Genomic DNA, 26646 nt, shown 5'->3' on the forward strand with positions numbered 1-26646 from the left:
GGCGGAACGTGTCGCCGGCCCGCCCCAACGCGCCCGGGCCGGCGCGCCGGTGCGTACCGCCGAGGAACCTGACGGTCGGTTAGGGTCGGCGTGGAGTTTCGCGACGGGGAGGAGCCCGAGGTCTTGGACACGGCGGCCGGCCGCGGGGTCCGGCGATGATGCGCACCAGGATGGCCCGTCGGGTCGCCGCGGCGGCGGCCTACGGCGGTGGCGGCGTCGGGGTGCTGACCGGGGCGATGTTCGCGGTGTTGTACGCGGAGGCCAAGCTGGCCCGCCGCACGGTGGGCGAGCCCGACGGCGAGCCGCCGACCGCGGACGGGATGTACGGCGATCTGCCCGGCGAGCCGATCGCATTCGCGGTGATCGGCGACTCCACCGCCGCCGGGCTCGGTGTCGAGGACCCGATGCAGACCCCCGGCGCACTGCTCGCGGCCGGCCTGGCGGCGGTCGCCGAGGTGCCGGTACGCCTGGTCAACGTCGCGCGCTCGGGCGCGCGTTCGTCCGACCTGGAACGCCAGGTCACGCTCGCGCTGCGGCACGAGTTGGACGTGGTGATGATCATGATCGGCGCGAACGACGTCACCCACCGGATGCGCCCCGCCGAGTCGGTGCGCCACCTCGAACAGGCCACCCGCCGGTTGATCGCCTCCGGCGTCGAGGTGGTCGTGGCCACCTGCCCGGACCTGGGCACGATCGAGCCGATCGCCCAGCCGCTGCGCTATCTGGCCCGGCAGTGGAGCCGCAATCTGGCCGCCGCGCAGACCATCGCCGTGGTCGAGGCGGGCGGTCGTACCGTGTCCCTCGGCGCGCTGCTCGGGCCGGAGTTCCTGGCCCGGCCGAAGGCGATGTTCGGCCCGGATCGGTTCCACCCCTCGATCGAGGGCTACGCCACCGCCGCGATGGCCTCGCTGCCGTCGTTGTGCGCCGCGCTGGACCTGTGGCCGCTGGACGAGGTACGCCCGGACAGCTTCCGCGGCGAGGGGGTCCTGCCGATCGCCCAGGCCGCGATCGAGGCCGCGGCCGAGGGCGGCACCGAGGTGGCCGGCACCGACGTCGGCGGGCGCGAGCGTGGCCCGCGCGGCCGGTGGGCGCTGCTGCGCCACCGCCGGCGGCAGCAGTTGCCCACGCCCGCGACGGTGGATCCGGAGACCGCCGACGAGGCCGCCGGCGAACCCTCCGCCGAGACCTCCGCCGAGTCCGAGCGCAGGGGATCGACCCCATTTCAGGACGCCCGAGGTAATGTGACCGAAGAAATCTGACTGGTCGTCAGCTACGGCATGGGACAGGTCGCCCGACCCGCCCTTCCCACTTCTGCCTACCAGCCGGTAACTTCAAGCGTCAGTTGCGCTTCCGCGACGACGAGAGTCCCTGCGGGGTCCTCGTACCGACGGCCGCGAAGACCATCAAGGAGTCCCGATGCCCGAAGCAGTCATCGTCGCCACCGCCCGCTCCCCGATCGGTCGGGCCTTCAAGGGTTCCCTGAAGGACCTGCGCTCGGACGACCTGACCGCGCTGATGGTGCGCGCCGCCCTGGACAAGGTCCCGGCGCTCGACCCGAAGGACATCGACGACCTGATGCTGGGCTGTGGCCTGCCCGGCGGCGAGCAGGGCTTCAACATGGGTCGCAACGTCGCGGTCCTGCTCGGCTACGACCACCTGCCCGGAACCACCATCACCCGCTACTGTTCCTCCTCACTCCAGACCACCCGGATGGCGATGCACGCGATCCGCGCGGGCGAGGGCGACGCGTACATCTCGGCCGGTGTCGAGATGGTCACCAGCACCCGGGGCAAGGGCAGCAGCGACTCGCTCCCGGACACCAAGAACCCGATCTTCGCCGAGGGCGCCGCACGTACCGCCGCCGCCGTCGAGCAGGGCTCGACCTGGTCCGACCCGCGCGACGCGGGACTGCTCCCGGACGTCTACATCGGGATGGGCTTCACCGCCGAGAACCTGGCCCAGCACAAGGGCATCTCCCGCGCCGAGCAGGACGAGTTCGCGGTGCGCTCGCAGAACCTGACCGAGAAGGCGATCGCCGACGGCTTCTGGGCCAAGGACATCACCCCGGTCACCCTGGCCGACGGCACCGTGGTGGCCAAGGACGACGGCCCGCGCGCCGGCACCACCCTCGAAGGCATTTCGGCGCTCAAGCCGGTCTTCCGCCCCGACGGCACGGTCACCGCCGGCAACGCCTGCCCGCTCAACGACGGCGCCGCCGCGGTGATCGTGATGTCGGACACCAAGGCCCGCGAACTCGGGCTGACCCCGCTGGCCCGGATCGTCTCCACCGCGGTGTCCGGCCTGTCCCCCGAGATCATGGGCTACGGCCCGGTCGAGGCCTCCCGGATCGCACTGGCCCGGGCCGGCCTGACCACGGCCGACATCGATCTGGTCGAGATCAACGAGGCGTTCGCCGCCCAGGTCGTGCCCTCCTACCGGGACCTGGGCTTCGACCTGGACAAGGTCAACGTCAACGGTGGCGCGATCGCGATCGGCCACCCGTTCGGGATGACCGGCGCGCGGATCACCAGCACGCTGATCAACTCGCTGCAGTGGCACGACAAGCAGTGGGGCCTGGAGACGATGTGTGTCGGCGGCGGCATGGGCATGGCGATGGTGCTGGAGCGGCTCAGCTGATCCGGCACGTCTTCACGCGTGCGCCGAGGCCCGTCCGGAGTGCTTCCCGGGCGGGCCTCGGCGCATGCTCACCCACCCCGCGCAGCCCGGGATTCCGCCCGGATCGGGACATCACGCGCTCTGGCGGCAAGCCGCCGACGGCGCGACCCTGGAAGGGAAGCTGTTCCTCGGATTGGCCAAGGGTTGCGGATCTCGTCATGCCGAACGTGTACATCGTCCCCGTCCTGCTCACCGCCGCGTGCACCGTCGCGGTGACCGCCGCCGTAAGGCGGCTGGTCCGGCGGCATCGGGACCGGGCGGCGACGGAGATCTGGGACCAGGCGTTCGTCGACCACCTCTTCCGCAGCCGGGACGCCGAACGACCACCGCTGACCGTGCCCGGCGCCGGGCACGACGAATACGGCCGGCGGGACCAGGACCCCGCAGGCCGCCGGCCGCACCCCTCGGAAAACCTGACCCCGCTGCTGCCGGCCCACCTGACCGGCGGCTACCTGACCGGCCTGGTCGCCGGCGGCACCCCGATCACCCGGGTCCGCACCGGCTCGCCCGGCGGCGGCGCAAGCGGCCTGGACGTACTCGACTTCGCCGACGGCAGCTCGCTGGTGGTGATGCCCGGCGACCCGGAGGCCACTTCGCTGATCGAGGTGGCCCTGTCCCTGGGCCGACCGGTCCGCCTGCTCGGCACCTCGGAGATCGGCGGCGGCTGGACCCTGACCTTCGGCCTGGACGAGGAGATCGCGTACGCCTTGGCCGACCGCCTGTATGTACGCCCGCCGGCGTAGGGGCGGCACAGGGCCCGAGCGGGTCGGCCACAGTCCTCTGGCCACAGTTCTCTGTCATATCGCCGGTCGTGTCGTACCGCCGGTCATGTCAGATCGGCGGTCATGTCCAGATCGGCGGCTATGTCATATCGCCGCCGACAACTCCCGGACCATCTCCCGCGCCCGCCGCAGCACATCGCCCGCCGTCACGCCTTCGCCGTCCTGCAGGATCAGCGCGTGTTCCTCGGCCAACGGCTCGAGCGCCGCGGCCAGATCGCCCGAGGTGACGGCGACCTGATCGCCGACCACGAACACCCCCAGATCCGGGATCTCGCGCAGCGGTTCGCCCTCGACCGCGGCGGCGAGGTCGGCCAGACACTGGGCCAGCGCGAGCGCCGCGCCCGCCCGACTCGGCGAACCCTCACGGCGAGCGGTCAGCGGCGCCTTCAGTCGCGGCTCGGACAGGTGCCGGAGTCGATCGGCGACCGCGCCCGACTCCTTGACGAAGGGTGCCGGGTCGACCGTGAGGGAGACGGACGGTTTCCCGGCCGGCGGGATGGGGATGCGGGACGACATAACCGGAGCGTACCCAGTGCGCACACCGCGTGCGGGTGGGCTTCGACCGCTTGCCAACCGTTCGCCCGTCATGCACGCTCGGGTAACGGAACGCTCACCGGAGGCGCTTATGTCCTTGCACTTCTCCGAAGAGACCCACCGGAACCTCGTGGCCCGGGTACCCGCCTGCACCGGCCGCGAACTCCCCGACTGGTTCAAGGAAATCGAGGCCGGTCCGGCCTTCTCCCGCTTCGAGGACCGGGTCTCCTGGCTCCAGGGCGAGCACAACCTCGGACACGGACACGCTCTCGCCATCGTCCGCGAGCACGACCGTCGCCGGCACGCGCCGGGCGGGGTCAGCTGATCCCCCGGCCCGAGGCCCACCACCCGCTGTCGACCGCCCGCCGAAGACCGCTGCGCCGACAACCGGCGCCATGCTGAAACCGCCGTCACGTTGATCCAACCGCCGTCACGCTGATCCGCGCCGATCCCGTATCCGCGAACGTGAAGCGGCGGTGCCCCCTCCGAAGAGGGGGCACCGCCGCTTCACGCTGTTACGCCGTCGGTCCGAAGCACGCCGGTTGTCGGTTGTCGGTCGTCAGCCGTCAGTCGTCAGTCCCGAAGGATCGACAACAGCCGCAGAACCTCCATGTAGATCCACACGAGGGTCACCGTGAGGCCGAACGCGGACCGCCACGCCTCCTTCTGCGGGACACCCTGGGCGGCCAGTTGCTCGATCTCGTTGAAGTCGAGCGACAGGAAGAAGGCACCGATGAGGATGCCCGCGATGCCCATCAGGATGCCGATCGGGCCACTGCGCAGCCCGAGGCCGTCACCGCCGGCGATCAGCGCCGCGAGGCCGTTGACGAGCGAGAGGAGCACAAAACCGATCGCGATCGCGATGCCGATCCGCGCGTAGCGGCTCGTCACCTTGATCAGACCGGACTTGTACGCGAAGAGCATGCCGGCGAACACGGCGGCCGTGCCGAGCACCGCCTGGATCACGATGCCGTGGTAACGCTGCTCGAACGCGTGGCTGATCGCGCCGAGGAATACGCCCTCGAGCGCCGCGTAAGTCAGCACCAGAGCGGGACTGACCTCCCGCTTGAAGGTCAGGACCAGGCCGACGACGAACGCCACGAGCGCGGCGCCGACCGCCCAGCCGAAGTTCTCGAACGGCAGGAAAGCCCAAGACAGCGCGCCGGTCACAACGACCGTCAACAACGTCATCGCGGTACGCGCGACCACGTCGTCGATCGTCATCCGACCGGTCTGGAGCGGACCGGCGGACTGCGCCCGGTACATCTCCTGAAGCTGCTCGGGGCTCATCGGTTGCATCGGCGGCTGCTGCGGCCCACCGAACGGGGCACCGTGCGGCCCAGGCTGCGGCGCTCCGTAACCGGCCTGCTGTGGTTGGCCGGTCTCGAACGCCCCCCGCCGCGTGAGCACCGGGTTGCTGCTCCTCATGTCATCTCCTCCATGCCCCCGGGTGGGGGTCGTGGCTTAAGAGAGTAATCCCCGAGTAAAGCTCCCGGGGTCTCCATCCTCCCCCCACAACGTGTCCAGACACACGATTTGTGCCCGCGGTCACGGACCGGTCATAAAAAGTCCGTCAAATTCCACCGACAGCCCGACCCCCGTTAGCCAAACAACGCCCATATAGGGAACGCGGAGCCGAGGCGGGGGTCACGGCGTGGCGCACGAGGACCCGATTGCGGGGCACCCAAGCAACCTCCGCCGGGTCGGCTTTGCTGGTTCGCGGTGGGGGCGGTTGTCCGCTTGGCGTCGTGGTGTTGGGCTGGTGTGGGGGTGGCCCTGGGTCCGTTCGGCGGGCCGACTCGTGACGGTGGCCACCGCCTCGTCGTTGCACGTCCCCTCCGGGGCCGGGGTTTTTGCTTGGTGCTCCGCATCCGTTGTTGCCCGTCCACTACGTGGCCGCTGCTGCCCTCGTTGGCTTCCCCTGGCTCGTGGTCGGGGGCGGTTGTCCGCTTGGCGTCGTGCTGTTGAGCTGGTGGCGTGGTGGCCCTGGGTCCGTTCGGCGGGGCTGGCTCGTGGGGGTGGCCGCCGTCTCGTCGTTGCTCGTCCCCTCCGGGGCCGGGGTCTTTGCTTGGTGCTTCGCATCCGTTGTTGCCCGTCCACTACGTGGCCGTTGCTGCCCTGGTCGGCTTCCTCTGACTCGTGGTCGGGGGCCGTTGGCCGCTTGGCGTCGTGCTGTTGAGCTGGTGCCGTGGTTGGCCCCGGGCCCGTTCGGCGAGGCCGGGTCGTGACGGCGGCCACCGCCTCGTCGTTGCACGTCCCCTCCGGGGCCGGGTCTTGCTTGGTGCTTCGCATCCGTTGTTGCCCGTCCACTACGTGGCCGTCACTGCCCTGGTCGGCATCCCCCGACTCGCGGTCGGGGGCCGTTGTCCCGGCGGCGGCCCCCGGCGGTCGGTGGCCATGCCACGTCTCGCAGCCCCTCACGGCTCCCACTCCCTCCTCGGGACCGAAAACGGATCCCGACGAGACTCCCAAGGCTCGAGACGAAGCCTGACCTGCGGTTTTACCCGGCGCCCGGGCCCGCACGGGCCGACGAGTGCGGGTTTCGCGCTCCCCTACCCGAAACCGAGGCACGACAAGGCAGAAAAGGCCGCGCACCACGCCGGAAACCCAAGCACCGGACACACACCCGACCCAAGACCCCGAGCCGGCGGTCGACATGCACACCGCAACACCCGCCACCCAAACCCAGCGAGCCCGAAACGCCTGCGCAGCGGCCGAACACCCCGACGCCCCACGGACAACGGCCCCCGACCACGAGTCGGAGGAAGCCAACGAGGGCAGTAACGGCCACGTAGTGGACGGGCAACAACGGATGCGAAGCACCAAGCAAAGACCCCGGCCCCGGAGGGGACGTGCAACGACGAGGCGGTGGCCGCCGCCACGAGTCGGCCCCGCCGAACGGACCCAGGGTCACCACGGCACCAGCCCAACACCACGACGCCAAGCGGACAACGGCCCCCGACCACGAGTCAGAGGAAGCCGACCAGGGCAGCAACGGCCACGTAGTGGACGGGCAACAACGGATGCGAAGCACCAAGCAAAAACCCCGGCCCCGGAGGGGACGAGCAACGACGAGACGGCGGCCACCCCCCACGACCCGGCCCCGCCGAACGGACCCGGGGCGACTGCGGAAAGGGCGTGCGACACGACGCCCAAGCGGTCAATCGCCCCCGACCACGAGCCAGCAAAGCCGACCCGGCGGCGGCAACGGCCACGTAGCGGGCGGGCGGGCGGGCAACACGCCAACCCCTCAGCCGGGTTGCCCCGCGCGGTTGCCCGCTTCGGGCCGGTTGCTTGGCCGGCTCGCAATCGGATCCTCGTTCACGGCGCGGCGACCCGCATTCAGCTCGGCGTTCCACCACGGCAGTTGCCGCCTCGCGGCGACTCGGACCACGGCACGGCGATCGTGCGACACGCCGTTCGGCGTCGCCCGCCGCACGGCGGCGACCCTGGCCGTCCGCGCCCGGCGATCGACCGGCGTCGGCGGCGGTGTGTTCGGGCCTAACTTCGGTTGCTCCGGCGCGACTTGGGCACCTCGGTCGACCGTGCCAGGTACACCGGTGGGTCCCGCGGTGATGAACAGCCGGATGAACTCCGGTCTGTTGTATAGGTGTACGTCCCGGGGATGCGGGTCCACGCCGCGCGCTTCTTCTCTTGCCCACCTCCTCCCCACCTCAACTCACCCCACGCCACCCCACGCCACCCCGCACGGCACGGCACCCACACCCCCACCACCGTCGCCTCGATAGGCCCGTCGTCGCGCCCGCAACCATGTCCCCAGTCGCGTTCGCCCCTTACTCACCGTCAATTGATCGGAGCGTTGCGGACGCTCAAGTGCCGCGTGGGGCGCTCCGGCATCAGTGATGCGATCCGTGGCATCGGAATTTTTATCGAATGAAGCGCCGAAACCCGAGTTCATCTGAGGATGCCAAGGGCTCTACGGGGCGTGACAACTGATGATCATGATCCATCAGGCCGCCGGCGTAATGTCGCTTTTGTCGTCACGCAAGTTCTCGAAGCCGGCTCCGACGCAGGTCAGAGCCGTGATCATCTGGTCCCCGGAGCGGGACTCGAACCCGCACGGCCTTGCGGCCAAGGAGGTTTAAGCTCCTCGTGTCTGCGTTCCACCATCCGGGGGCGATGCTGAGCGTAGCGGCCCCGGCGCACCGGGTTGGCCCCCTGTTTTTTGCGGCCTCGCGGACCTCTCTCCGTCGACCGTTCGAATGCGGAGAGCGACCGACCACCGTGCGCTGACAACCCGCCGAAATGCCGCGCGGATAGTGCCGATTGCGCGTTTTGGGGCAGCTGAGCAGGGCTGATCCCGCATTCACCCGATGGACCTGGGTAGGACCACGGGGTCGAGGTCCGATCCCGGACGACCGGGATCGCGTGGTCGCGTGGTCGCGTACGACGGATCCGGATCCTCGCCGACCAGCGCCTGCATACACGGAAGACACGTACGGAGGACACGTACGCAGAAAGACACATACGAAAGCGCGCAAAGACCCGATCACCCGAGACCCCCCGAATGGGAATCACGCCCGCGACCCACCCAACCGAAAGAAGGCCCCTGTGACCGTCACCCAACCCACCGCGCTCGCCGCCGCGGCGACCGATCTGACCAAGGTCTACGGCACGGGCGAAACGCAGGTGATCGCGCTCGACGAGGTCTCGGTCGGCTTTCGGCGCGCCGAGTACACCGCGATCATGGGCCCGTCCGGGTCGGGCAAGTCCACGCTGATGCACTGCATGGCCGGCCTCGACTCGATCACCGCGGGCTCCGTACGGCTGGGCGACGTGGAGTTGTCCTCGCTCTCGGACAAGCAACTCACGCTGCTGCGCCGGGAGAAGGTCGGTTTCGTCTTCCAATCGTTCAACCTGCTGCCGACCCTGAACGCCCTGGAGAACATCACGCTCCCGATGGACATCGCGGGCACCCGGCCGGACCGCGCCTGGCTCGACCACGTGATCGAGATCGTCGGCCTGGGCGACCGGCTCAAGCACCGGCCCAGCGAACTCTCCGGCGGTCAGCAGCAACGCGTCGCCTGCGCCCGGGCGTTGGCGAGCAGGCCGCAGATCATCTTCGCCGACGAACCCACCGGCAACCTCGACTCGCGCTCCGGCGCCGAGGTGCTCGGCTTCCTGCGTACCTCGGTGGACGACACCGGCCAGACCATCGTGATGGTCACCCACGACCCCAACGCGGCGTCCTACGCGGACCGGGTGATCTTCCTGGCCGACGGCCGGATCGTCGACGAAATGTTCGACCCGACGTCCGGCCTGGTTCTGGAGCGCATGAAACGGTTCGAGGCAGCCCGCGTGCTCTGACCGCGCTCCCGGGCGACGAACGCGAAGGAGCCCGGCCCGCGCAACCGCGCGTACCGGGCTCCTCGGCAATCTGGCGACACCTACGCCTTGGCCACCGGCTCCGCCGCCGGTCGAGGCGCCGGCAACGCGGCCTCGGCGAACTCGTCCCGGGGGTGCTCCATCGCCCCGAGCGAGACGATCTCGCGCCGGAAGAACGCCGACAGCGTCCAGTCCGCGAACACCCGGAACTTCCGGTTGAAGGTCGGCACCATCGCACCGTGATACGTGCGGTGGAACAACCAGGCCGGCAGCCCCTTGAGCTTGAACCTGCCGAACATCACCGCGACACCCTTGTGCAGGCCCAGGCCCGCCACCGCGCCGAGGTTCTTGTGCTTGTACTCCTTCGGCGGGAACCCACGCATCACCGAGACGACGTTGTCACCCAGCACCCGCGCCTGCCGCACCGCGTGCTGCGCGTTCGGCGGGCACCAGGCGCCCTCGCCGACGGCGAGGTCCGGCACCTGCGCGTTGTCGCCGGCCGCGAACACGTTGTCCATGCCGACCACCTGAAGGGTGGGGCGCGTGTCGACGTGGCCGCGCGGGCCGAGCGGCAGGCCGTACTCGGACAGCACCGGGTTCGGCTTGACGCCCGCCGTCCACAGGATCGTGGAGGCGTCGAACTCGACGTCGTTGGAGAGCACGCAGTGCTTGTCGACGCAGGACTTGAGTGAGGTCTCCAGGTGGAACTCGATGTCCCGGGCCTTGAGCCGCTCCAGCGTCCACGCGCCGAGTTCCGGACCGACCTCGGGGAGGATGCGGTTGGCCGCCTCCACCATCACGAAGCGCATGTCCTCGCGCTTGAGGTTCTTGTAGTAACGGACCGCGTCGCGGGCCATGTCCTCGACCTCGGCGAGCGCCTCGATGCCCGCGAAGCCGCCGCCGACGAAGCAGAAGGTCAGCGCCTTGCGGCGGATCTCCTGGTCGGTGGTGGAGTCGGCCAGGTCGAGCTGTCCGAGCACGTGGTTGCGCAGTGCGATGGCTTCTTCGATGGTCTTGAGACCGATGCCGTTCTCGGCCAGGCCGGGAATCGGGAAGGTACGCGATATCGAGCCGAGCGCGATGACGATGTAGTCGAAGCCGAGCTCGTAGGACTCACCCGCGAGCGGCTCGACGAGCGCGACCTTGCGGTCGTGGTCGACGGAGGTGACCCGGCCGTTGACGATCTCGGCGTTGGGCAGGACACGGCGCAGCGGCACCACGACATGGCGCGGTGAGATGCTGCCGGCGGCCGCTTCCGGGAGGAAGGGCTGGTAGGTCATGTACGACCGCGGGTCGACGACCGTGACGGTCGCTTCGCCGTAGCGCATCTTCTTGAGGATGCGCTGCGCGGCGTACAGACCAACGTAGCCGCCGCCGACGATAAGGATGCGAGGGCGATCCGTGTTGCTCATGTTTGGAAGTATCCACCGATCGAACTCGCCGGTGCTTCGAGGCCGCGCGCAGTATCGAAGGGGCCGTCTGGTACCCTTCGTCCTTTTGCTTGTGCATTTGTGCACGATGTGCGACCGAGGAAGATCCACTCGACCGCCGGGCTCGCCACCGCGATCCGATGACCTGCGTCGATCCTGCCGGTAAGCCCCCGGTCCGACGCAATGTGATCTCCACCTCGAACCCCCGAGGCCCACCCCATCCGAAGGCGGCGCCCGCATCCGACCGACCCATCGGGAGGAAAACGGCCTCGCATGGCGAAGATTTGTCCCGCCGACCATGTGAAGGGATTCACAAACTTTCCCCCGTGTCCGGACGTTGGACATGGCTGCTTGCTTCTTTGTCGACTCGACGGGCGATCCCGGCAATGCGCCGACCCACGCGCCCGACCACGTGCGGACTCCGGGTATGACCGAGAGCCGAGTGACCATTCGCGAGGCCCGCGCGCGCCTCGCGGACCACATCGACCGCGCCGCAGAGGGCACCCCGACGGTGTTCACCCGCAACGGCGTTCCGGTGGCCGCCCTGGTGCCGATCGCGGCCTACGAGGCTCTGGAAGAGGCGGCCGACGAGGCACTCGCGCGGGCCGCCGAGGCCGTTCTGGCGGAGGGCGGCCCGACCGTGTCGATGGCCGAGTTGCTCGTGGATCTGTTCGGCGAGCGGGCCGCCTCCGAAATGTGAGGCGCTACTCGGCGGCCGGTGCCGGAGCGTCCGCCAGCGACCAGGCGATCCCGTCCAAGATGTCGTGTTCGCTGACCACTACCTCGCTCAAGCCCGTGCGTTCCATGATCGTGCGGAGGACCAGGGCGCCCGCGGCGATCACGTCGACGCGGCCCGGGTGCAGGACCGGGATGCCGGCGCGTTCGGCGTGGGTGCTCGCCAGGAGGTTCGCCGTCACCGTGCGGACCTGGTCGAGGGTCAGGCGGGCGTGGTGGATGGCCGTCGAGTCGTATTCGGGCAGGCCCAGGGCGATCCCCGCGACCGTGGTCACCGAGCCGGCCAGGCCGACCAGGGTGCGGGCGCGGTCCATCGGGACCACCTCGGCGGCGCGGGCTATCGCGGCCTCGATGTCGGCGGTCGCGGCGGCGATCTGGGCCGGCGTCGGCGGATCATCGCGCAGGTGCCGCTCGGTCATCCGGACGCAGCCGACGTCCACCGACCGGGCCGCCTCGGGCCGATCGGTGCCCAATACGAACTCGGTGGACCCGCCGCCGATGTCGACCACCAGATACGGCGTCTCGACCGCGCCGGTCCCGGCCAGTTCCCGGGTGGCCCCCGCGAACGACAACGCGGCCTCCTCGTCGCCGCTGATCACCTCCGGCTCGACGCCCAGGATCTCCCGTACGCCGGCCCGGAACACGTCCCGGTTCTCCGCGTCGCGACTCGCGCTGGTGGCCACGAACCGCAGCCGGTGGGCGCCGAGTTCGCCGATCGCCGCGGCGTATTCCCGGCACGCCGCGAAGGTGCGTTCCAGCGCCTCGGGCGCCAGCCGCCCGGTCCGGTCCACGCCCTGGCCCAGCCGGACGATCCGCATCCGCCGGTCCAGGTCGACCAGCGTCCCGGCCACCGGGTCGAGGTCGGCGACGAGCAGGCGGATGGAGTTGGTACCGCAGTCGATCGCGGCGACGCGTCGGGTCATCGGTTCTCGTCCTCCTCGGGGGCCGGGGCATCCGTACCGACGCACACGCACGGGCCCTTGGCCCACCACTCGGGCAGCGCGTCCAGCGTCTCGTCGCCGAGCGGGTTGACCCCGCGCCCGGCGGCCAGCGCGTGACCGGCGAGCACGTGCAGGCACTTGACCCGGTCCGGCATGCCGCCCGCCGACGGGAAGCCCTCCAGCACCTCGATCGCATCGCGGCGGGCGATGTAGTCGTCGTGCGCCGCGGCGTACCGCGCGGCCAGGTCCGCGTCCTCGGCCAGCCGCTCGTTCATCTCGCGCATCACGTTGTTCGCCTCGAGCGTGCCGATCGCGGACGCCGCGCGCGGGCAGGTCAGGTAGTACAACGTCGGGAACGGCGAGCCGTCCTCGAGGCGTGGGGCGGTCTCCACGACGTCCGGCAGCCCACACGGGCACCGGTGCGCGACACCGCGCAGACCACGCGGGGTACGGCCGAGCTGCGCCTTGACGGCGTCGATGTCCTGCTGATCCATGCCTGCGAGTATGTCCTGTTTCGCTCGATGACTCGGACCGACGTTCGATCCACGTACCGGATGCCGCCTTGGCCGGTTCGATCCGACCGCCCCGACCGTCCCGACCGTCCCGGCCGTCCCGGCCGGTTCGACCGTCCCGGCCGGTTCGACCGATGACGGCCCGACCGCTACCCGATCGACGTCAGGGGCGTGGACGTCGGCTTGGGCAACGCGCTCGGGGTCGGTGTACCGGTGGTCTTGTCCGCGTCGCGCGTGGAGTCCCACAACTTGCGGTACCAGGGTCCCGCACCGGCCTGGGCCGGCGCCAGCGGCGCCGGGTTGCCGGCCGCGCCCGGCGGCGGCACCACCAGGTAGGCGGTGTCCCCGGGGTAGACGAAGTGCAGCCGCTCGCGCGCCTGTTGCCGCACATACGCCGGGTCGTTCCAGCGGTCCAGATCGGACCGCATGCGTTCCGTCTCGGACTGCTGCTTGCGGGTGCTCTCGCGCAGGTCGGCCACCTCGGAGCGCTGGGCCAGGTATTGCCGTACCGGATAGACCAGCGCGATCGCCAGGCTCAGCACCACCAGGGTCAGCACGATCCACCTGCCACCGCCGCGCCGCCGCAGCCGGGCCAGCCGGGCCGCCGCGGCCGAGCCCTTGCCGGACCCGGCCGCGGCTTTCGGCTTGCGCACCTTGGGCCGAGCGGCCTTGGCGGCCTCGGCGGCCTTCGGCGCGGCGGGCGTCGCCGGCCGCGCGCCGCGGGCCTGGCGCGGCGGCGCGACCGCCCGGGACGCGCGCGCGGCCCGGGTCGGCGCGGTCTGGCGCCGACCGCTCTCGCGCTGCTCGCTCACGCGTCCTCCCGCCGTTCCGTCGATTCGGTGCCGGCGCTGCCCCGCGCGACCGGTGTCAGCCGTCGAAGCGCGGGAACGCGCCGCGGCCGGCGTACTCCGCCGCGTCGTCGAGGATCTCCTCGATGCGCAGCAGCTGGTTGTACTTGGCCACGCGGTCCGAGCGCGCCGGGGCGCCGGTCTTGATCTGGCCGCAGTCCGTGGCCACCGCGAGGTCCGCGATCGTGGTGTCCTCGGTCTCGCCGGACCGGTGACTCATCATGCACCGGTAGCCGTTGCGGTGTGCGAGCGACACGGCGTCGAACGTCTCGGTCAGCGTGCCGATCTGGTTGACCTTGACCAGGAGCGCGTTGGCGGCCTTCTCGTCGATGCCGCGGGCCAGGCGCTCCGGGTTGGTCACGAACAGGTCGTCGCCGACCAGCTGGACCTTGTCGCCGAGCTGCGCGGTGAGCGCGACCCAGCCCTCCCAGTCGCTCTCGTCCAGCGGGTCCTCGATCGACACCAGCGGGTAGGCGGCGACCAGTTCGGCGTAGTAGGCCGACATCTCGGCGGAGGTCTTCTTGGCGCCCTCGAACACGTACCCGCCGTCCGAGTGGAACTCGCTCGCCGCCACGTCGAGCGCGAGCGCGATGTCCGCGCCCGGGGTGTAGCCGGCCATCTCGATCGCCTCGACGATCAGGTCGAGCGCGGCGCGGTTGTTCTCCAGGTTCGGCGCGAAGCCGCCCTCGTCGCCGATGCTGGTGGCCAGGCCGCGGGCCTTGAGTACGGACTTGAGGCAGTGGTACACCTCGGTGCCCCAGCGGACCGCCTCGGCGAAGGTCTCCGCGCCGATCGGCGCGATCATGAACTCCTGGATGTCCACGTTGGTGTCGGCGTGCGCGCCACCGTTGAGGATGTTCATCATCGGCACCGGCAGGACGTGCGCGTTCGGGCCGCCCAGGTAGCGGAACAGCGGCAGGTTCACCGATTCGGCGGCGGCGTGCGCGACGGCGAGCGAGACGCCCAGGATCGCGTTGGCGCCCAGCTCGGACTTGTTCTCGGTGCCGTCCAGGTCGATCATCGCCTGGTCGATCAGCCGCTGGTCGTCCGCCTCGGTGCCGGCGATCTCCTCGTAGATGCGCTCGTTGACCGCGTCGACGGCCTTCTGCACGCCCTTGCCGCCGTAGCGGGCCGCGTCCCCGTCACGCAGCTCGACGGCCTCGAAGGCGCCGGTGGAGGCACCGGAGGGCACGGCGGCCCGGCCCGAGCTGCCGTCGTCGAGGACGACCTCGACCTCGACCGTGGGGTTCCCTCGGGAGTCCAGGATCTCCCGGGCGTGGATGACGTCGATGGACGGCACGAGTTTCTCCTTGATCAAGGGGCACGCTGCTCTGCCCGGCCAGCCTAGTAGGAGCGCGCGGTGGGATTCGCCCGGGAACGGGTAGCTGTGGGCGACCAATCGGTGACACGGCGGCGAACGGTTCGGTAGGGTGCCGCACGGTCGAGGGGCGGGGGCGCACGGATGACCGAACCGAACGGGCGCGTCGCGGGCGGCGCGTCGCCGCTCGAAGGCGAGCTCGAGGACGAGATATCCCGACTGCTCGCGGGCGAAGGCGAGCCACCCGCGTTGCTGGCCGCGCTGCTCGCGGCCCGGCTGTACTGCGAACGCCCCGAACAGGTCGGCTTCGCGGCGATCGGCCCACCGGGTGGCGGGGTCGTACCGGTGTTCACGTCCGAGGAGCAGTTGGCCCGGTTCGTCCAGGGCCCGTGCGAGTGGTTCGCCACCGACGGCGCCGACCTGGTGCGGCTGTTGCCGCCCGGCTACGACATCGCGATCGACCTGGCCGGCCCCCGACCGGTACGGCTGCGGGCGAGCCTGTGGAACGGGGAGGCCGGCGCGGATGGGTGACGACGGGTTCAAGGTCGACAGCGCCTTCGTGCGCGGGGCGAGTACGGAGTTGATCGACGCGTTGTCGGTCGCCCGGGAAATCGCCCGGAAGCAGCAGCCGTTGCGGGATCAGTTGGTGGCGCTGCAGAAGTACTACTCCTCGCCGTACCAGGCCGGGGAGATCGTGTTGACGTCCGCCAAGGCGATGGCCGCACTGGTCAGCCTCGGCGAGAACATCGCGATCGCGTTGGAGATGGCCGCCCAGCAGTACGAGGACGCCGAACGCGACGCCGAGGCCCGCTTCTTCACACCCGGCGGCGCGGCTTCGATTCACGCGGGCGACGACATGCGCAGCACCGACTCGGACGGCTCGGACTGACGGAGGTTGCACGGTGTTGGTGTCCGGCGAACCACTCACGTCCGATTCGCAGCCACGCGGCCTGATACCGGGCGACTGGGAGGTATTACAGACCGTCGCCGATGTGCTGACCCGGTTCTCGGTCCAGGCGTTGGAGGCCAAGGACCGCCTCGGCAAGGTCGACGGGAAGGACCTGTGGCAGGGCGGCGCGGCCGAGGGCTTCCGCAATGACCTCAAGCTCGTCACCGACGTACTGAAGGTGCACGGCAAGGAATACCCGAGCGTCGCCAAGAAGCTGCGCGAGTTCGCCGAGGTGCTCCGCTTCGCCCAGGGCGAGTGCGCCAACGAGATCATCCCCAAGGCGAAGCAGGCCTTCTGGCTGATCGAGGCACAGGCGCGCGAGCAGGAGTCGTACGACCTCGCCAAGCGCAATCAGGACGTACAGAAGGCCAACGGCGTCGGCAAGGAGTGCCTGCCGCAGTTGCCGCACAAGCCCGAGGGTCATCCGGGCGCGGACATGTTGCGCGAGGCGCAGGCGCAGTTGCAGCGGGTCCGCGAGCGGGTCGAAAAGGCCGACGCGCACGCCCTGTTGGAGCTGCGCAAGTCGGTCGGGGTGCTGGAGCTGGACCCGGACATCTGGAAGACGCTCGGGAAGGCGGGGGTCGACTTCGCCAAGGGCGGCGCCGACGCCTTCCTCGAATTGGCAAGCTTCGCGGGGGTCATCGACCCGGCCCGGGTCTACCTCGAACCGGGCGCCTACGCGACGGACCTGAAGCAGATCGCCACCGGCTTCCTGGCCATGGCCCGGGATCCGATCGGGTTCGAGGTGGACCAGATCGCCAAGACCTGGGAGGACTTCAAGAAGAATCCGGCCCGTACGCTCGGCCACATCGCCCCCGACCTGGCGCTGACGTTTGCGACCCGCGGTGGCAACAAGGCGTTGACGCCCATCGAACAGGCCGAGAAGAACAGCGCCAGGCGGGACAACCCGCGTTGCCGGGGCGCGGAGGCGTGTACGCGGCAGGGCGAGCCGATCGACGTGGTGACCGGCGAGATGGTGCTGACGCAGACGGACGTGACGTTGGCGGGGGCGCTGCCGCTGGTCCTGGAGCGGCAACACCGTACGGCGTTTCGGGGTGGGCGGTGGTTCGGCGAGCGATGGGCGTCGACGTTCGACCAGTACCTGCAACTGGCCGCGGACCGGGTCACCTTCACGGCGGCGGACGGGATGGTGCTGCGCTATCCGGTGCCGAGGCCGGGTGAGCGGGTCATGCCGATGGGCGGGTATCGGTGGCCGCTGGTATGGGACGGGACGCCGAACGGGACATTCACCGTGACCGATCCGCAGCGGGGGTGGACTTGGTCGTTCGCGGCGCTCCCGGGGACAGTCTCGCGGCGAATACCGGTGCGGGCGTTGACGGATCGCAACGGGAACCGGATCGACTACGGGTATGACGGCGGGGGTGTCCCCTGCGAGGTCACCCACTCGGGTGGTTACCGAGTCGCGGTCGACTCGGCGGCCGGCCTGATCACGGGGTTCCGATTGGTGGGCGCGGACCCAGTCACCCACATGAGGACCGACGACCCGTCGTCCTCGATCCCCCTCGTCTCCTTCACGTACGACGAATCCGGCGGCGACCTCACCGAAGTCTTCAACTCCTCCGGGCGCCCACTGCGTTTCACCTACGACGACCACCACCGCATGACGTCCTGGACCGACCGCAACGGCACCTGGTACCAGTACGAATACGACGAAGCGGGCCGCTGCGTACGCGGCTCCGGCGTGGCGGGCGTCATGGACAACACCTTCGAGTACGACGAGGCGTCCCGGACTACTCGGATGACCAACGCCCTCGGCGCCGCAACGGAGTACGAGTACAACGACTGGTCCCAGGTCGTCCGCGCAACCGACCCCCTCGGCGGCACCAAGCGCACCGAATGGGACGCCTACAACCGCCGTGTGGCGGTAACCAACGAACTCGGCCACACCACCCGCTACGCGTACGACGCCCAGGGCAACACGGTGGGCATCGTCCTACCCGACGGCACCTTCACGGTTGCCGACTTCGACCCGGTCTTGTCGCGCCCCACGCTAGTGACCGGCTTCGACGGCGGCTTACGGCGCTACACCTACGACGACCGCGGCAACCTCCTCACCGCCACCGACGAACTGGGCGCGGCCACGTCGTACGTGTACGACGAGGCCGGTCGCATGAGCGCCACCACCAACGCCCTGGGCCACACCACGCAGATAACTCACGACCCAACCGGCCTCCCGGTAGCGATAGCCGACCCATTGGGCGCCACCACAAGAGTCACCCGCAACGCCTTCGGCCGAGCCATCACCACATCCGACCCAATCGGCAACACCACCAAAACCACCTGGACCATCGAAGGCAAACCCGCCCACCGCGAACGCCCAGACGGCACCCACGAATCCTGGACCTGGGACGGAGAGGGCAACCTCCGCCACCACACAAACCCGGCAGGCTTCACCACCAGCTACGAGTCAACCCACTTCGACCTACCAGCCGCCCAAACCGGCCCCGACGGCGCCAGGTTGGAGTTCACCTACGACGCCGAACTGCGCCTCACCAGGGTTACCAACCCATCAGGCCATATCTGGAAGTACGCATACGACCCGGCAGGTCGTCTACTCGGGGAAACCGATTTCAACGGACGAGAACTGACCTATCGCCACGACCCTTCTGGCCGGTTGGTTCGTCGCGTCAACGGAGCCGGGGAGGCTGTCACATATACTCGCGACGAACGGGGTCAAATATGCACCCAGCGTCATGAAGGCACCGGTCGCGAAACCCGCTACGAGCACGACGTTCTGGGCCGACTCAGCAGGGCCACCAACCCGGACGCAGACCTGGTTCTCGTCCGGGATGCGCTAGGCCGACTTACCGCCGAAACCTGTAACGGTCGTACTCTCCGAAATACCTACGATGCGCTCGGGCGACGGACGCGTCGCGAAACCCCGAGTGGCCAGGTCAGCGCGTGGACATACGATGCCGGCGGGAAGCCAATAACCCTGCACACGTCCGGCCGGATGTTCGAGTTCGCCCATGACGCCGCAGGCCGCGAAACGCGGCGTAATTTGGGCGAGAATGTCACCCTCGTTCAAGAATGGGATGAGACCAATCGTCTCGTCGACCAGGCAGTAAAGGTCGGATCATCTCCAACCAGTCTCGCTGCAATCCTTGATCCGAGCAGCGAAGCATCGCAAACACTTCATCGCACCTTCGCCTATCGCGCCGACGGCTACGTCACCTCCATCGACGATTCGGTCGAAGGTGCGAGAACTTTCGATCTTGATGAAATCGGCCGGGTACTCGCAGTAAATGCACCCGGCTGGATCGAACGTTATGCATATGATGCGACCGGAAATCAGACCCACGGCGAATGGCCACGAACTGGCAAGAGCGCACAAGGATCACGAGAGGTATCCGGAACCCTTACCCGCCGCGCTGGTCGCACTCATTTCATCCATGACGCCCAGGGACGCATCACGCGACGCACCAAGAAGTCCCTCTCCGGGAGCTCAAAGACCTGGAAATATACATGGGATGCCGATGATCGTCTCATCTCTACAGAAACTCCTAGCGGCGATAAATGGACGTATACGTACGACCCGTTAGGGCGCCGAGTCGCCAAGAGCCTCCTTCCACCGCTCGACAATCCACCACAGAGTTACACCTACGCCTGGGATCAATCCGAGCTCGCAGAGGAGTCGACGGATGTCGGCAGGATTGTCTATTGGGACTATCAGCCCAACACTCCGCGCCCGATATCTCAGGTCACAATTTCGGAAACAAGATCAAATACAGAAATAAACGTCCATGCGATATTGACCGACCCTGCGGGAACTCCCACAGATATTATCGATCCTTTCGGCATGAGAACAGGAGGAACACATACTTCACTATGGGGTCACGCCGGGCATCCAAGCAAAGACCAGATATATTGCCCCCTGGGATTCCCGGGACAGTATCGCGATGAGGAGAGTTGTTTTTCATCGAACTATTTCCGCCACTACGACGCGACTTTCGGTGGGTATGCAAGCGCGGATCCCTGGGGGCTAAAACCTGCACCCAATCCACACGGGTACGTGATCAATCCGCTCACGTGGATCGACCCATTGGGGCTTGCTCCGTACAGTCCAGGCTCGTCGTTCGGCAACCCGCCCGCCGGCTGGTGGCTACCATCGGAAATCCCGCAGGAATCATTGGAGGTGATCCACTGGATCGAGGACCGCGGTGTACACCCCTACGGACACGCGGATGGTATACACGGGGAGTCTTTGCCCACTCCATTCCAGAACGATGGCAGAAATGGCAGCACACTCTTGCCGGCTCAAGATGCGAGCGGAACCCCCGTTACGTACAGGGAATGGGGATCTCTTCAAACCAAAGGAGACCCCAGTAGAAGCACCGAAAGAATCGTCACCGGATCGGATGGTTCGATATACTACAGCCCCAATCACTATAAATCATGGATTGTATACAAATGAGTATTGACGAAGGCATTTGGGAACATTCGGAGCCCTGGTTCCACTTCGTGCCCGACACCGAACCACTCGTCCTCCCGGCGCCCTCAAGTGGCAGCATCTACTGCGCACGAATGGACGGAGTGCAGATGCTCGACAGCCAGGGGGTGTTCGAATCATTCTCTCGCGAGCTGAAATTTCCTATCCACTTCGGCTGGAACTGGCCCGCGCTCGCAGAGTGCACGAGAGATCTTTCATGGATCCCCGCCGAAAAGTATCTGTTGATCATTCTCCAAGCAGAGCTGCTCCTCCGAGACGAACCCGAGGGTAAGCGGGTTCTCTCCGAGATCCTGAACCGGACCGCTCGAACATTCGGCACTTCACCGGATCAGCCGGCCAAACCACAAGGGACAGAAATCGCATTCAATGTCGTGTGCTACTGCGATGCTCTATTGCTGGAAGATACGAAACGCAATTTGCTGATGTAGAGAAGGCGCCGCCCCGATGCCACTGGCCTCTCTTTCAGATGCTCGATCGGGCAAAACTCCTGACTTTCCTGCACGCACGGCAAGTCGTCCCTCACGAACCATCCACCAAATCATTTCCAGGCACGGGCCGACAAAGGCAATCTCCATGGATCCAACAAATGCGCAGCTGAACGCGCTGAAAACACGCGGAAGTCATGATTACGCGAGCAGTCCTCTCGGAAGCAAGAAGGATCGGCTGATTGGATCATTCATCGATCTCATCGGCGACGGCAAAGATTTGACCTATGCAATAGAACTCGGAAAGCAAAACGGGCGATGGGAAATTCTCGATACCTACGCCTTTCGCATGGCATCGCTCGCCGTCCGAAATCGTGATCCCCTGGCGCTTCGGCGAGGGATCGTCTCGGCTCTGATTTCGATGAAATCAACGGACGATGAGCGCGAAGTCCTCCCGACCTTGAGCCTTCTCTACCTGGCGTGGGAGCTGCTGGCTGATCAGGGTGTGCCCTTTCAAGCCCCACATGAATTGCACGTGGAGGACACCGAAGATCCTCTGATCAATTTTGGCCGGCGCTCTTCGGAAGATCGCGGAATCCGAGGCATGGGATATCAGGAAGGCAGTGATGCCGAAGGGTTCAGGTTCGTCCGCCGCTGACTGCCCGAGATTGGCTCGCCCATACCGCAACGCGACAGCCGAGAGCACGCTCGAACCAGTCCGGCATGGGCCTGCGGGCTGCACGAGATGTGGTATCGGGATGGATGGTAGGTTCGAGGTGTTGCCCAAGGGCATCTGGGCACTCTGGGAGCCACGGATCCACTTTGTCGGCGAAAGCTGGTCTGACGTTCCCCGCTCCCCACTTCGACTCACCGCCTGACCACGGCTGGCCCGAAATCGGCACGCACTGCTAGCAGTTGCCGGACAGCAGCTACACCCCACGCGGCAATCCCAGTTCGCCCGCGCGCAGCCCCGCCTGGAAGCGGGAGTTAGCCTCCAGCTTGGTCAGCAGGTCGGCCACGCGGCGGCGGTAGGTGCGCAGCGAGATGCCGAGCCGTTTGGCCGCCGATTCGTCGGTGCGTCCCGAGCCGAGGGCGTCGAGGATTGTGCGGCCGTCGGCGTCGAGGTGCGGGATGTCCCGTTGAAGATAGGTGTCGAAATCAAGGGAGTTGTCCCAGATCGCCGAGAACAGCGAGTGCACGCCCTCGACCAGGATCGGTGAGGTCGTCACGGTGTACTCCCGACCGGTCGGGGTGTCCGAGCCGGCCAGGATCATCACCCGCCGGTCGATCAGGATCGTCTCGTGCGGCAGCGGTGAGGCGCTGATCCGCACCAGCGCGCCCTCCCGCTGAACCAGCCGCAGGTGCGCGCGCGTGTCCTCGTTGGCCAGTGCCACCGGGCTGAGCAGCTTGCGCGGCCGAAAGCCCGGAGCATCCCCGGCGCGCATCCGGTTCACGATCGCCGTCCTGGCCTCCGGCTGCGACCAGGTGTCGAGGTCCCGGGCGGCGCACAGGAACTCGCTGTGCGCGGACTCGAAGAGATGACCGGCACGCGCGACCAACTCCGCGTCCCCTCGGACCGAGAACACCTCTTCACTCCGCACCCCGCCAGTCTGCCAGGCCGGCAGCAAGCTGCCATGAGCTGTCCCGACACCGTCGCGGCGGACACCATGAACGGCATGACGAACAAGACCTTCTCCCTCGGCGGCGACCTGACCGTCAACCGACTCGGCTTCGGCGCGATGCGCCTGGCGATGGGTACCTTCGACGGCCCGACGCGCGCTCCCGAGAGCGGCATCGCGGTGTTGCGGCGCGCCGTCGAGCTGGGCGTGAACCACATCGACACAGCCGGCTTCTACGGCCGGGGGACGGTGCGGGCCAACGAGCTGATCCGTACGGCGTTGACCCCCTACCGCGACGGCCTGGTGATCGCGACGAAGGTCGGGCCGTTGCTCGGGCCGAACGGCATTCCGACCGAGCAGGCGACGCCCGACCAGTTGCGTGGCCTGGTCGAGGCCGACCTGCGCGCCCTCGGCCTGGACCGGCTCGACCTGGTCTACCTGCGGGTGGGCGGGATGATCGGCCCCGGCGGCGAGTCGATCGCCGACCGGTTCGCCGTACTGGCCGAACTCCGAGCCGAGGGGCTGATCCGACACCTGGGCGTCAGCAACGTCGACGCCGCCCAACTCGCCGAGGCCCGCGCGATCGCGCCCGTCGCGGCGGTGCAAAACCCGCACGCCAATGACATGGGTCTGCTCACCGAATGCGAGGAGGCCGGTATCGCATTCGTACCGTTCTTCCCGCTCGGCGGTGGCGGCACCCCGCTCGACACCGAACGCCTCGGCAAGATAGCGGCCCGCCTGGGCGCGACCACCCCCCAGGTCGCCCTCGCCGCCCTGCTGGCAACGTCCCCGTCGATGCTGGCAATTCCCGGCACCGGCACGCTCGCCCACCTGGAGGAAAACCTCGCGACGGACGCCCTCACCCTCAGCGACGAGGACCTGGCCACCCTGCGTGGCTGACCACTCGCCTCGGCAAGTCGCCCAACCCGTAAGACAGTTGCCGCAACCGCCGGACCAGCCTCCGGACGGATACTCGGAGTTCAGTCGCGCACCAGTCCGGCGGCGGTGCGAGCCGCGCGTTCGAAGGGGTCGAGGCTTCCGGACGCGCGGCACAATACGTGCGCACCTTCCAGCAGCATGACGAGCGTGGTCGCGAGGTCGCGGGCCTGATCGCCACCGAGGCCGGCGGTGGCCAGCCGCTCGGCCAACTGCTCGGTCCACGCCGAGAACGCCGTGTCCGCGGCGCGCCGCAGGTCCTCCTGCCCTCCGGGCTCGAAACCCGCGTCCACGGTGACCGCCGCGACCGCACAGCCGCCGCCGGTGGTCGAGGCGTGGACGACGGGACGTACTGCGGCGAGGAACGCCGCCACAACCGCCGACGGGCTGTCCGCGGGCAGTTCGGCCAGTCGCTCGCGTACCTGACGGCCATTCAACCCGGCGGCCTCGGCGACGAGTTGGCGCTTGCCGCCGGGAAAGTGGTGGTAGATCGCGCCCCGTGCCGCGCCGCTCTCCCGAAGCACATCGGTGAATGACATCCCGGCGACGCCGTGCCGCTGCAGGGCCGCCACCGTGGCCTCGACCACCCGGTCCCGCGTATCCGCCGCCATCGCCGCTCCCGCCCTTCGCCCCGACCAGACCAGACCAGACCAGACGAGACCTCGAACTCTTGACTAGTACGGGCATCCTACTCCAGACTCCCTCTCGCTAGTACGTACGTACTAGCGATGCCCGCTCCGGACCACCACCGGGCGACGCAGACAAGGAGCACGACCATGCCCATCACCGTCACCGCCCCACAGGGAGTACTCACCCCCACCGGCGAACAGGAAATCCTGCCTCGCCTGACCGAGGACCTGGCCCGAGCCGGCGGGTTGAGCGGCAACGCGGCGTTCATCGCGATGATCGGCGGCACTCTCCACGTACTCGACGCCCAGCGCGTCTATGGAGGCGGCGCCAACCGCCCCCTTGTCATGGTCGAGCTCAAGCTCCCCAACATCGGGCTCGACTCCCTCGAAGCACGCGCCGCGTTCATCGCGGCGGCCACCGACACCGTCGACGCGCTGACGGTCGCCGGCCATCGGCGCGAGGACACGTGGGTGAACGTACTCAACGCCCCGGACGGCGGCTGGGGCATCGCCGGGCGCGCGTACACCGGACAGGACTTGATCGAAGCCGTGACGGCTGCGGCCGGCAGGTAGCCGTACCGAAGAACTGCCCACCCACCGGCGGAAGATCAACCCGTATCGACACGTTCGGCAGGTCCTCGCCCGTCGCCCGACCGCGCATGCCGACACGCACGGTCGGGCGACGCGAGGGTGCCACAGGCAAGCCCGACGGCGCGTTGTGCGCGGCGGCCAGGTCCGCGTACGAATGGCCGTGTCTGCCTTTGGCCGTGTCTCCCTTGCCCGCTGCTGCTTCGGCTCCAGTCGCCGCCGGAGTGGCACGTACGCACCAAGTGCCCTAAAGCTCAGGGATATTCGACACTCCGATCGACACTCCGATCGACCACGCTCACGGTCACCGGCTCACCTCGTCGGGCCGAAACGGCACATCCACCAGCCTCAACCACCAGGGCGCCTCGCCGCCCGAGCGCGCGATCAACGTCTCCGCGAGTGCGCGCCGGGCGCTGTACGGGGTGCGGCGCCATTCCGGGAAGTGCCACATCCACCGGCGAACCTCCTCGAGATTCTCCCCCGCGCGCACCAAGTTCGCGCCGAGGAAGGAGACTTCCGCCCACCGCGGCCCGATCGCCACCTGCCCCCAGTCGACCACCGCCGGCCGCCCATCCGGCCGAACGATCATGTTCGCCGCCGTCAGATCCGTGTGCAGCAGCCGATCCCCGCACAGCGGCCCGCACCGACCGGGCGGGGCATGATCACGCAACCGCCCCACCAGCGTCGGCAACCCGGCACTACGACCGGGCCGGATCCGCCCGATCCGATCCACGACACCGACCACCTGCGCCAGATCCGGCGAGTCGAGGCACAGCCGAACCGGGCGGTCCTCGACGTATTCGAAGACGAGGACGCGCCACCCGTCGACGGCGCCCTGTCGCAGCAGTGTGGCGACATGACCCCGGTGATCGCGTTCGCCGCGATCTCACTGGTCTGCGCCCGAGCCGACCGCGGCGCCGACGCCTCCTCGGCGGCCTTCACGAACACCGGACCCGCCGCCGTAACGGCCATCCCGGCAAAGGAACTGGTATACGGACCCACCACCGGCGCAACCGACTCCACGGGACCTTTGACCGATGCTACGAACTCCCGTACACGGATCTCGTCACAGCCTGGCGCAAGGCGTCGGTGTAGATCGACGCCGAGCGCGCCGCCCTCGAACCGGCCGAATAGGGCGCCCGCATGGCCGACCCGGCCAGCGGCGTCACCGACGAGGCGTGGGCAAACGCCGCCAAGTACTACGACCAGGACCAGCCCCCGGCCGCCAGCAGCGGCGTGTGTCGGGCCGCCACGTGTAGAGCGCCGAGCTGAGAATGCCGGGCCACCGCGTTGTGAACGAGGATCCGGTTGCGGAGCGGCCAGGCAACCGGCTCGAAGCGGGCAAGTAGGCGGCGCAGCCTGCCCGGGGGCGGCCGGTTCTGCGCGGGTCGACCCGAGCGATCCGGGCTCTGCTGCCGCCGTCTCGTCGTTGCTCGTCCCCTCCGGGGCCGGGGTCTTTGCTTGGTGCTTCGCATCCGTTGTTGCCCGTCCACTACGTGGCCGTTACCACCCTGGTCGGCATCCCCCGACTCGCGGTCGGGGGCCGTTGTGCATTGGGCGTCGGGGTGTTCGGCCGCTGCGCAGGCGTTCCGGGGTCGCTGGGGTTGGGTGGCGGGTGTTGCGGTGTGCATGTGGAGCGCCGGCTCGGGGTCTTGGGCGGGGTGTGTGTCCGGTGCTTCGTTTCCGGCGTGGTGCGCGGCCTTTTCTGCCTTGTCGTGCCTCGGCTTCGGCTCGGGGAGCACGAAACCCGCACTCGCCGGCCCGCGCAGATGCGGGTGCCGGGTAAAACCGCAGGTCGCGCTTCGTCTCGAGCCTTGGGAGTCTCGTCGGGATCCGGTTTCGGTCCCGAGGAGAGAGCGGGAGCCGTGACGGGCTGCGAGACGCGCCATGGCCACCGACCGCCGGGG

23 protein-coding genes, 1 tRNA gene and 1 pseudogene are annotated in these 26646 nt (G+C 68.5%); 14 read left to right on the top strand and 11 right to left on the bottom strand.

Annotation, left to right across the window (positions count from 1 at the left end):
- The first annotated feature begins 155 nt into the window (after positions 1–155).
- The 3 genes from ABIA38_RS42265 to ABIA38_RS42275 all read left to right on the top strand — a co-directional run bounded on the left by ABIA38_RS42265 (position 156) and on the right by ABIA38_RS42275 (position 3419).
- Positions 156–1259, top strand: coding sequence for an SGNH/GDSL hydrolase family protein (locus ABIA38_RS42265; protein ID WP_424644336.1), 1104 nt, complete (start codon positions 156–158; stop codon positions 1257–1259).
- 157 nt (positions 1260–1416) lie between these two features.
- Positions 1417–2637: an acetyl-CoA C-acetyltransferase gene (locus ABIA38_RS42270; RefSeq protein ID WP_424644337.1), complete on the top strand. Its 1221-nt coding sequence runs from the start codon at positions 1417–1419 to the stop codon at positions 2635–2637.
- Between the two features lie 197 nt (positions 2638–2834).
- Positions 2835–3419, top strand: coding sequence for a hypothetical protein (locus ABIA38_RS42275; protein ID WP_424644338.1), 585 nt, complete (start codon positions 2835–2837; stop codon positions 3417–3419).
- Between the two features lie 123 nt (positions 3420–3542).
- Here ABIA38_RS42275 and ABIA38_RS42280 read toward each other — a convergent pair whose 3' ends face one another.
- Positions 3543–3974: a hypothetical protein gene (locus ABIA38_RS42280; RefSeq protein WP_424644339.1), complete on the bottom strand. Its 432-nt coding sequence runs from the start codon at positions 3972–3974 to the stop codon at positions 3543–3545.
- A 109-nt stretch (positions 3975–4083) separates the two neighbouring features.
- Between ABIA38_RS42280 and ABIA38_RS42285 the strand changes: the two genes are divergently transcribed.
- Positions 4084–4317 (top strand): DUF4287 domain-containing protein, encoded by a 234-nt coding sequence (locus ABIA38_RS42285; protein ID WP_161360502.1) that lies wholly within the window; start codon positions 4084–4086, stop codon positions 4315–4317.
- A gap of 248 nt (positions 4318–4565) precedes the next feature.
- On the opposite strand, the gene ABIA38_RS42290 is transcribed toward ABIA38_RS42285, so the two are convergent.
- Together ABIA38_RS42290 and ABIA38_RS42295 are read right to left on the bottom strand one after the other, a co-directional pair.
- Positions 4566–5420, bottom strand: coding sequence for a Bax inhibitor-1/YccA family protein (locus ABIA38_RS42290; protein ID WP_424644340.1), 855 nt, complete (start codon positions 5418–5420; stop codon positions 4566–4568).
- 2624 nt (positions 5421–8044) lie between these two features.
- Positions 8045–8129 (bottom strand) — tRNA-Leu (locus tag ABIA38_RS42295).
- A 435-nt stretch (positions 8130–8564) separates the two neighbouring features.
- On the opposite strand from ABIA38_RS42295, the gene ABIA38_RS42300 reads away from it, so the two are divergent.
- Complete coding sequence (locus tag ABIA38_RS42300; RefSeq protein WP_424644341.1) at positions 8565–9320, top strand: ABC transporter ATP-binding protein; 756 nt, start codon at positions 8565–8567, stop codon at positions 9318–9320.
- 80 nt (positions 9321–9400) lie between these two features.
- On the opposite strand, the gene ABIA38_RS42305 is transcribed toward ABIA38_RS42300, so the two are convergent.
- Entirely contained in the window at positions 9401–10750 is a 1350-nt protein-coding gene (locus tag ABIA38_RS42305) for an NAD(P)/FAD-dependent oxidoreductase (protein ID WP_424644342.1), read from the bottom strand.
- 445 nt (positions 10751–11195) lie between these two features.
- Here ABIA38_RS42305 and ABIA38_RS42310 point away from each other — a divergent pair, with 445 nt between their 5' ends.
- On the top strand, positions 11196–11468 hold the full coding sequence (locus ABIA38_RS42310) for a type II toxin-antitoxin system Phd/YefM family antitoxin (protein ID WP_424644343.1): 273 nt from the start codon (positions 11196–11198) through the stop codon (positions 11466–11468).
- Between the two features lie 4 nt (positions 11469–11472).
- Here ABIA38_RS42310 and ABIA38_RS42315 read toward each other — a convergent pair whose 3' ends face one another.
- From ABIA38_RS42315 to eno, 4 genes are all read right to left on the bottom strand, one after another.
- The gene (locus ABIA38_RS42315) at positions 11473–12426 is read right to left on the bottom strand and encodes an exopolyphosphatase (RefSeq protein ID WP_424644344.1); all 954 of its coding nucleotides are present in this window, start codon (positions 12424–12426) and stop codon (positions 11473–11475) included.
- Positions 12423–12938: a DUF501 domain-containing protein gene (locus ABIA38_RS42320; protein WP_424644345.1), complete on the bottom strand. Its 516-nt coding sequence runs from the start codon at positions 12936–12938 to the stop codon at positions 12423–12425. Before ABIA38_RS42320 ends, ABIA38_RS42315 begins: the two co-directional genes overlap by 4 nt.
- A gap of 167 nt (positions 12939–13105) precedes the next feature.
- On the bottom strand, positions 13106–13768 hold the full coding sequence (locus ABIA38_RS42325) for an FtsB family cell division protein (protein WP_424644346.1): 663 nt from the start codon (positions 13766–13768) through the stop codon (positions 13106–13108).
- 55 nt (positions 13769–13823) lie between these two features.
- The gene (gene eno / locus ABIA38_RS42330; RefSeq protein WP_424644347.1) at positions 13824–15104 is read right to left on the bottom strand and encodes a phosphopyruvate hydratase; all 1281 of its coding nucleotides are present in this window, start codon (positions 15102–15104) and stop codon (positions 13824–13826) included.
- A gap of 162 nt (positions 15105–15266) precedes the next feature.
- Between eno and ABIA38_RS42335 the strand changes: the two genes are divergently transcribed.
- From ABIA38_RS42335 to ABIA38_RS42355, 5 genes are all read left to right on the top strand, one after another.
- Entirely contained in the window at positions 15267–15653 is a 387-nt protein-coding gene (locus ABIA38_RS42335; RefSeq protein ID WP_424644348.1) for an SseB family protein, read from the top strand.
- Positions 15646–16011 carry a hypothetical protein gene (locus ABIA38_RS42340; RefSeq protein ID WP_424644349.1) on the top strand — a complete coding sequence of 122 codons (366 nt, stop codon included), beginning with the start codon at positions 15646–15648 and terminating at the stop codon, positions 16009–16011. The genes ABIA38_RS42335 and ABIA38_RS42340 overlap by 8 nt, the downstream gene beginning before the upstream one ends.
- Before the next feature lie 13 nt (positions 16012–16024).
- Positions 16025–20506 carry a DUF6531 domain-containing protein gene (locus tag ABIA38_RS42345; RefSeq protein ID WP_424644350.1) on the top strand — a complete coding sequence of 1494 codons (4482 nt, stop codon included), beginning with the start codon at positions 16025–16027 and terminating at the stop codon, positions 20504–20506.
- Positions 20503–20970, top strand: coding sequence for a barstar family protein (locus ABIA38_RS42350; protein ID WP_424644351.1), 468 nt, complete (start codon positions 20503–20505; stop codon positions 20968–20970). The genes ABIA38_RS42345 and ABIA38_RS42350 overlap by 4 nt, the downstream gene beginning before the upstream one ends.
- Before the next feature lie 145 nt (positions 20971–21115).
- A complete protein-coding gene (locus ABIA38_RS42355; protein WP_424644352.1) occupies positions 21116–21625 on the top strand; it encodes a hypothetical protein in 510 nt (169 codons plus the stop codon).
- Positions 21626–21896: 271 nt separating this feature from the next.
- Here the strand turns inward: ABIA38_RS42355 and ABIA38_RS42360 are convergent, their stop codons facing one another.
- Positions 21897–22568, bottom strand: coding sequence for a DNA-binding response regulator (locus ABIA38_RS42360; RefSeq protein WP_424644353.1), 672 nt, complete (start codon positions 22566–22568; stop codon positions 21897–21899).
- A gap of 75 nt (positions 22569–22643) precedes the next feature.
- Between ABIA38_RS42360 and ABIA38_RS42365 the strand changes: the two genes are divergently transcribed.
- Positions 22644–23486, top strand: a complete 843-nt coding sequence (locus ABIA38_RS42365) for an oxidoreductase (RefSeq protein ID WP_424644374.1) — start codon at positions 22644–22646, stop codon at positions 23484–23486.
- 80 nt (positions 23487–23566) lie between these two features.
- Here ABIA38_RS42365 and ABIA38_RS42370 read toward each other — a convergent pair whose 3' ends face one another.
- Complete coding sequence (locus tag ABIA38_RS42370) at positions 23567–24133, bottom strand: TetR/AcrR family transcriptional regulator (protein ID WP_424644354.1); 567 nt, start codon at positions 24131–24133, stop codon at positions 23567–23569.
- A gap of 165 nt (positions 24134–24298) precedes the next feature.
- Here ABIA38_RS42370 and ABIA38_RS42375 point away from each other — a divergent pair, with 165 nt between their 5' ends.
- Complete coding sequence (locus ABIA38_RS42375; RefSeq protein ID WP_424644355.1) at positions 24299–24724, top strand: hypothetical protein; 426 nt, start codon at positions 24299–24301, stop codon at positions 24722–24724.
- A 319-nt stretch (positions 24725–25043) separates the two neighbouring features.
- On the opposite strand, the gene ABIA38_RS42380 is transcribed toward ABIA38_RS42375, so the two are convergent.
- On the bottom strand, positions 25044–25472 hold the full coding sequence (locus ABIA38_RS42380; protein ID WP_424644356.1) for a phosphotransferase: 429 nt from the start codon (positions 25470–25472) through the stop codon (positions 25044–25046).
- A gap of 326 nt (positions 25473–25798) precedes the next feature.
- Between ABIA38_RS42380 and ABIA38_RS42385 the strand changes: the two are divergent.
- A pseudogene (locus tag ABIA38_RS42385) lies at positions 25799–26011 on the top strand (hypothetical protein); the annotation flags it as partial.
- Positions 26012–26646: the final 635 nt, after the last annotated feature.

The organism is Embleya sp. AB8 (assembly GCF_049739465.1).
Lineage (GTDB): Bacteria > Actinomycetota > Actinomycetes > Streptomycetales > Streptomycetaceae > Embleya.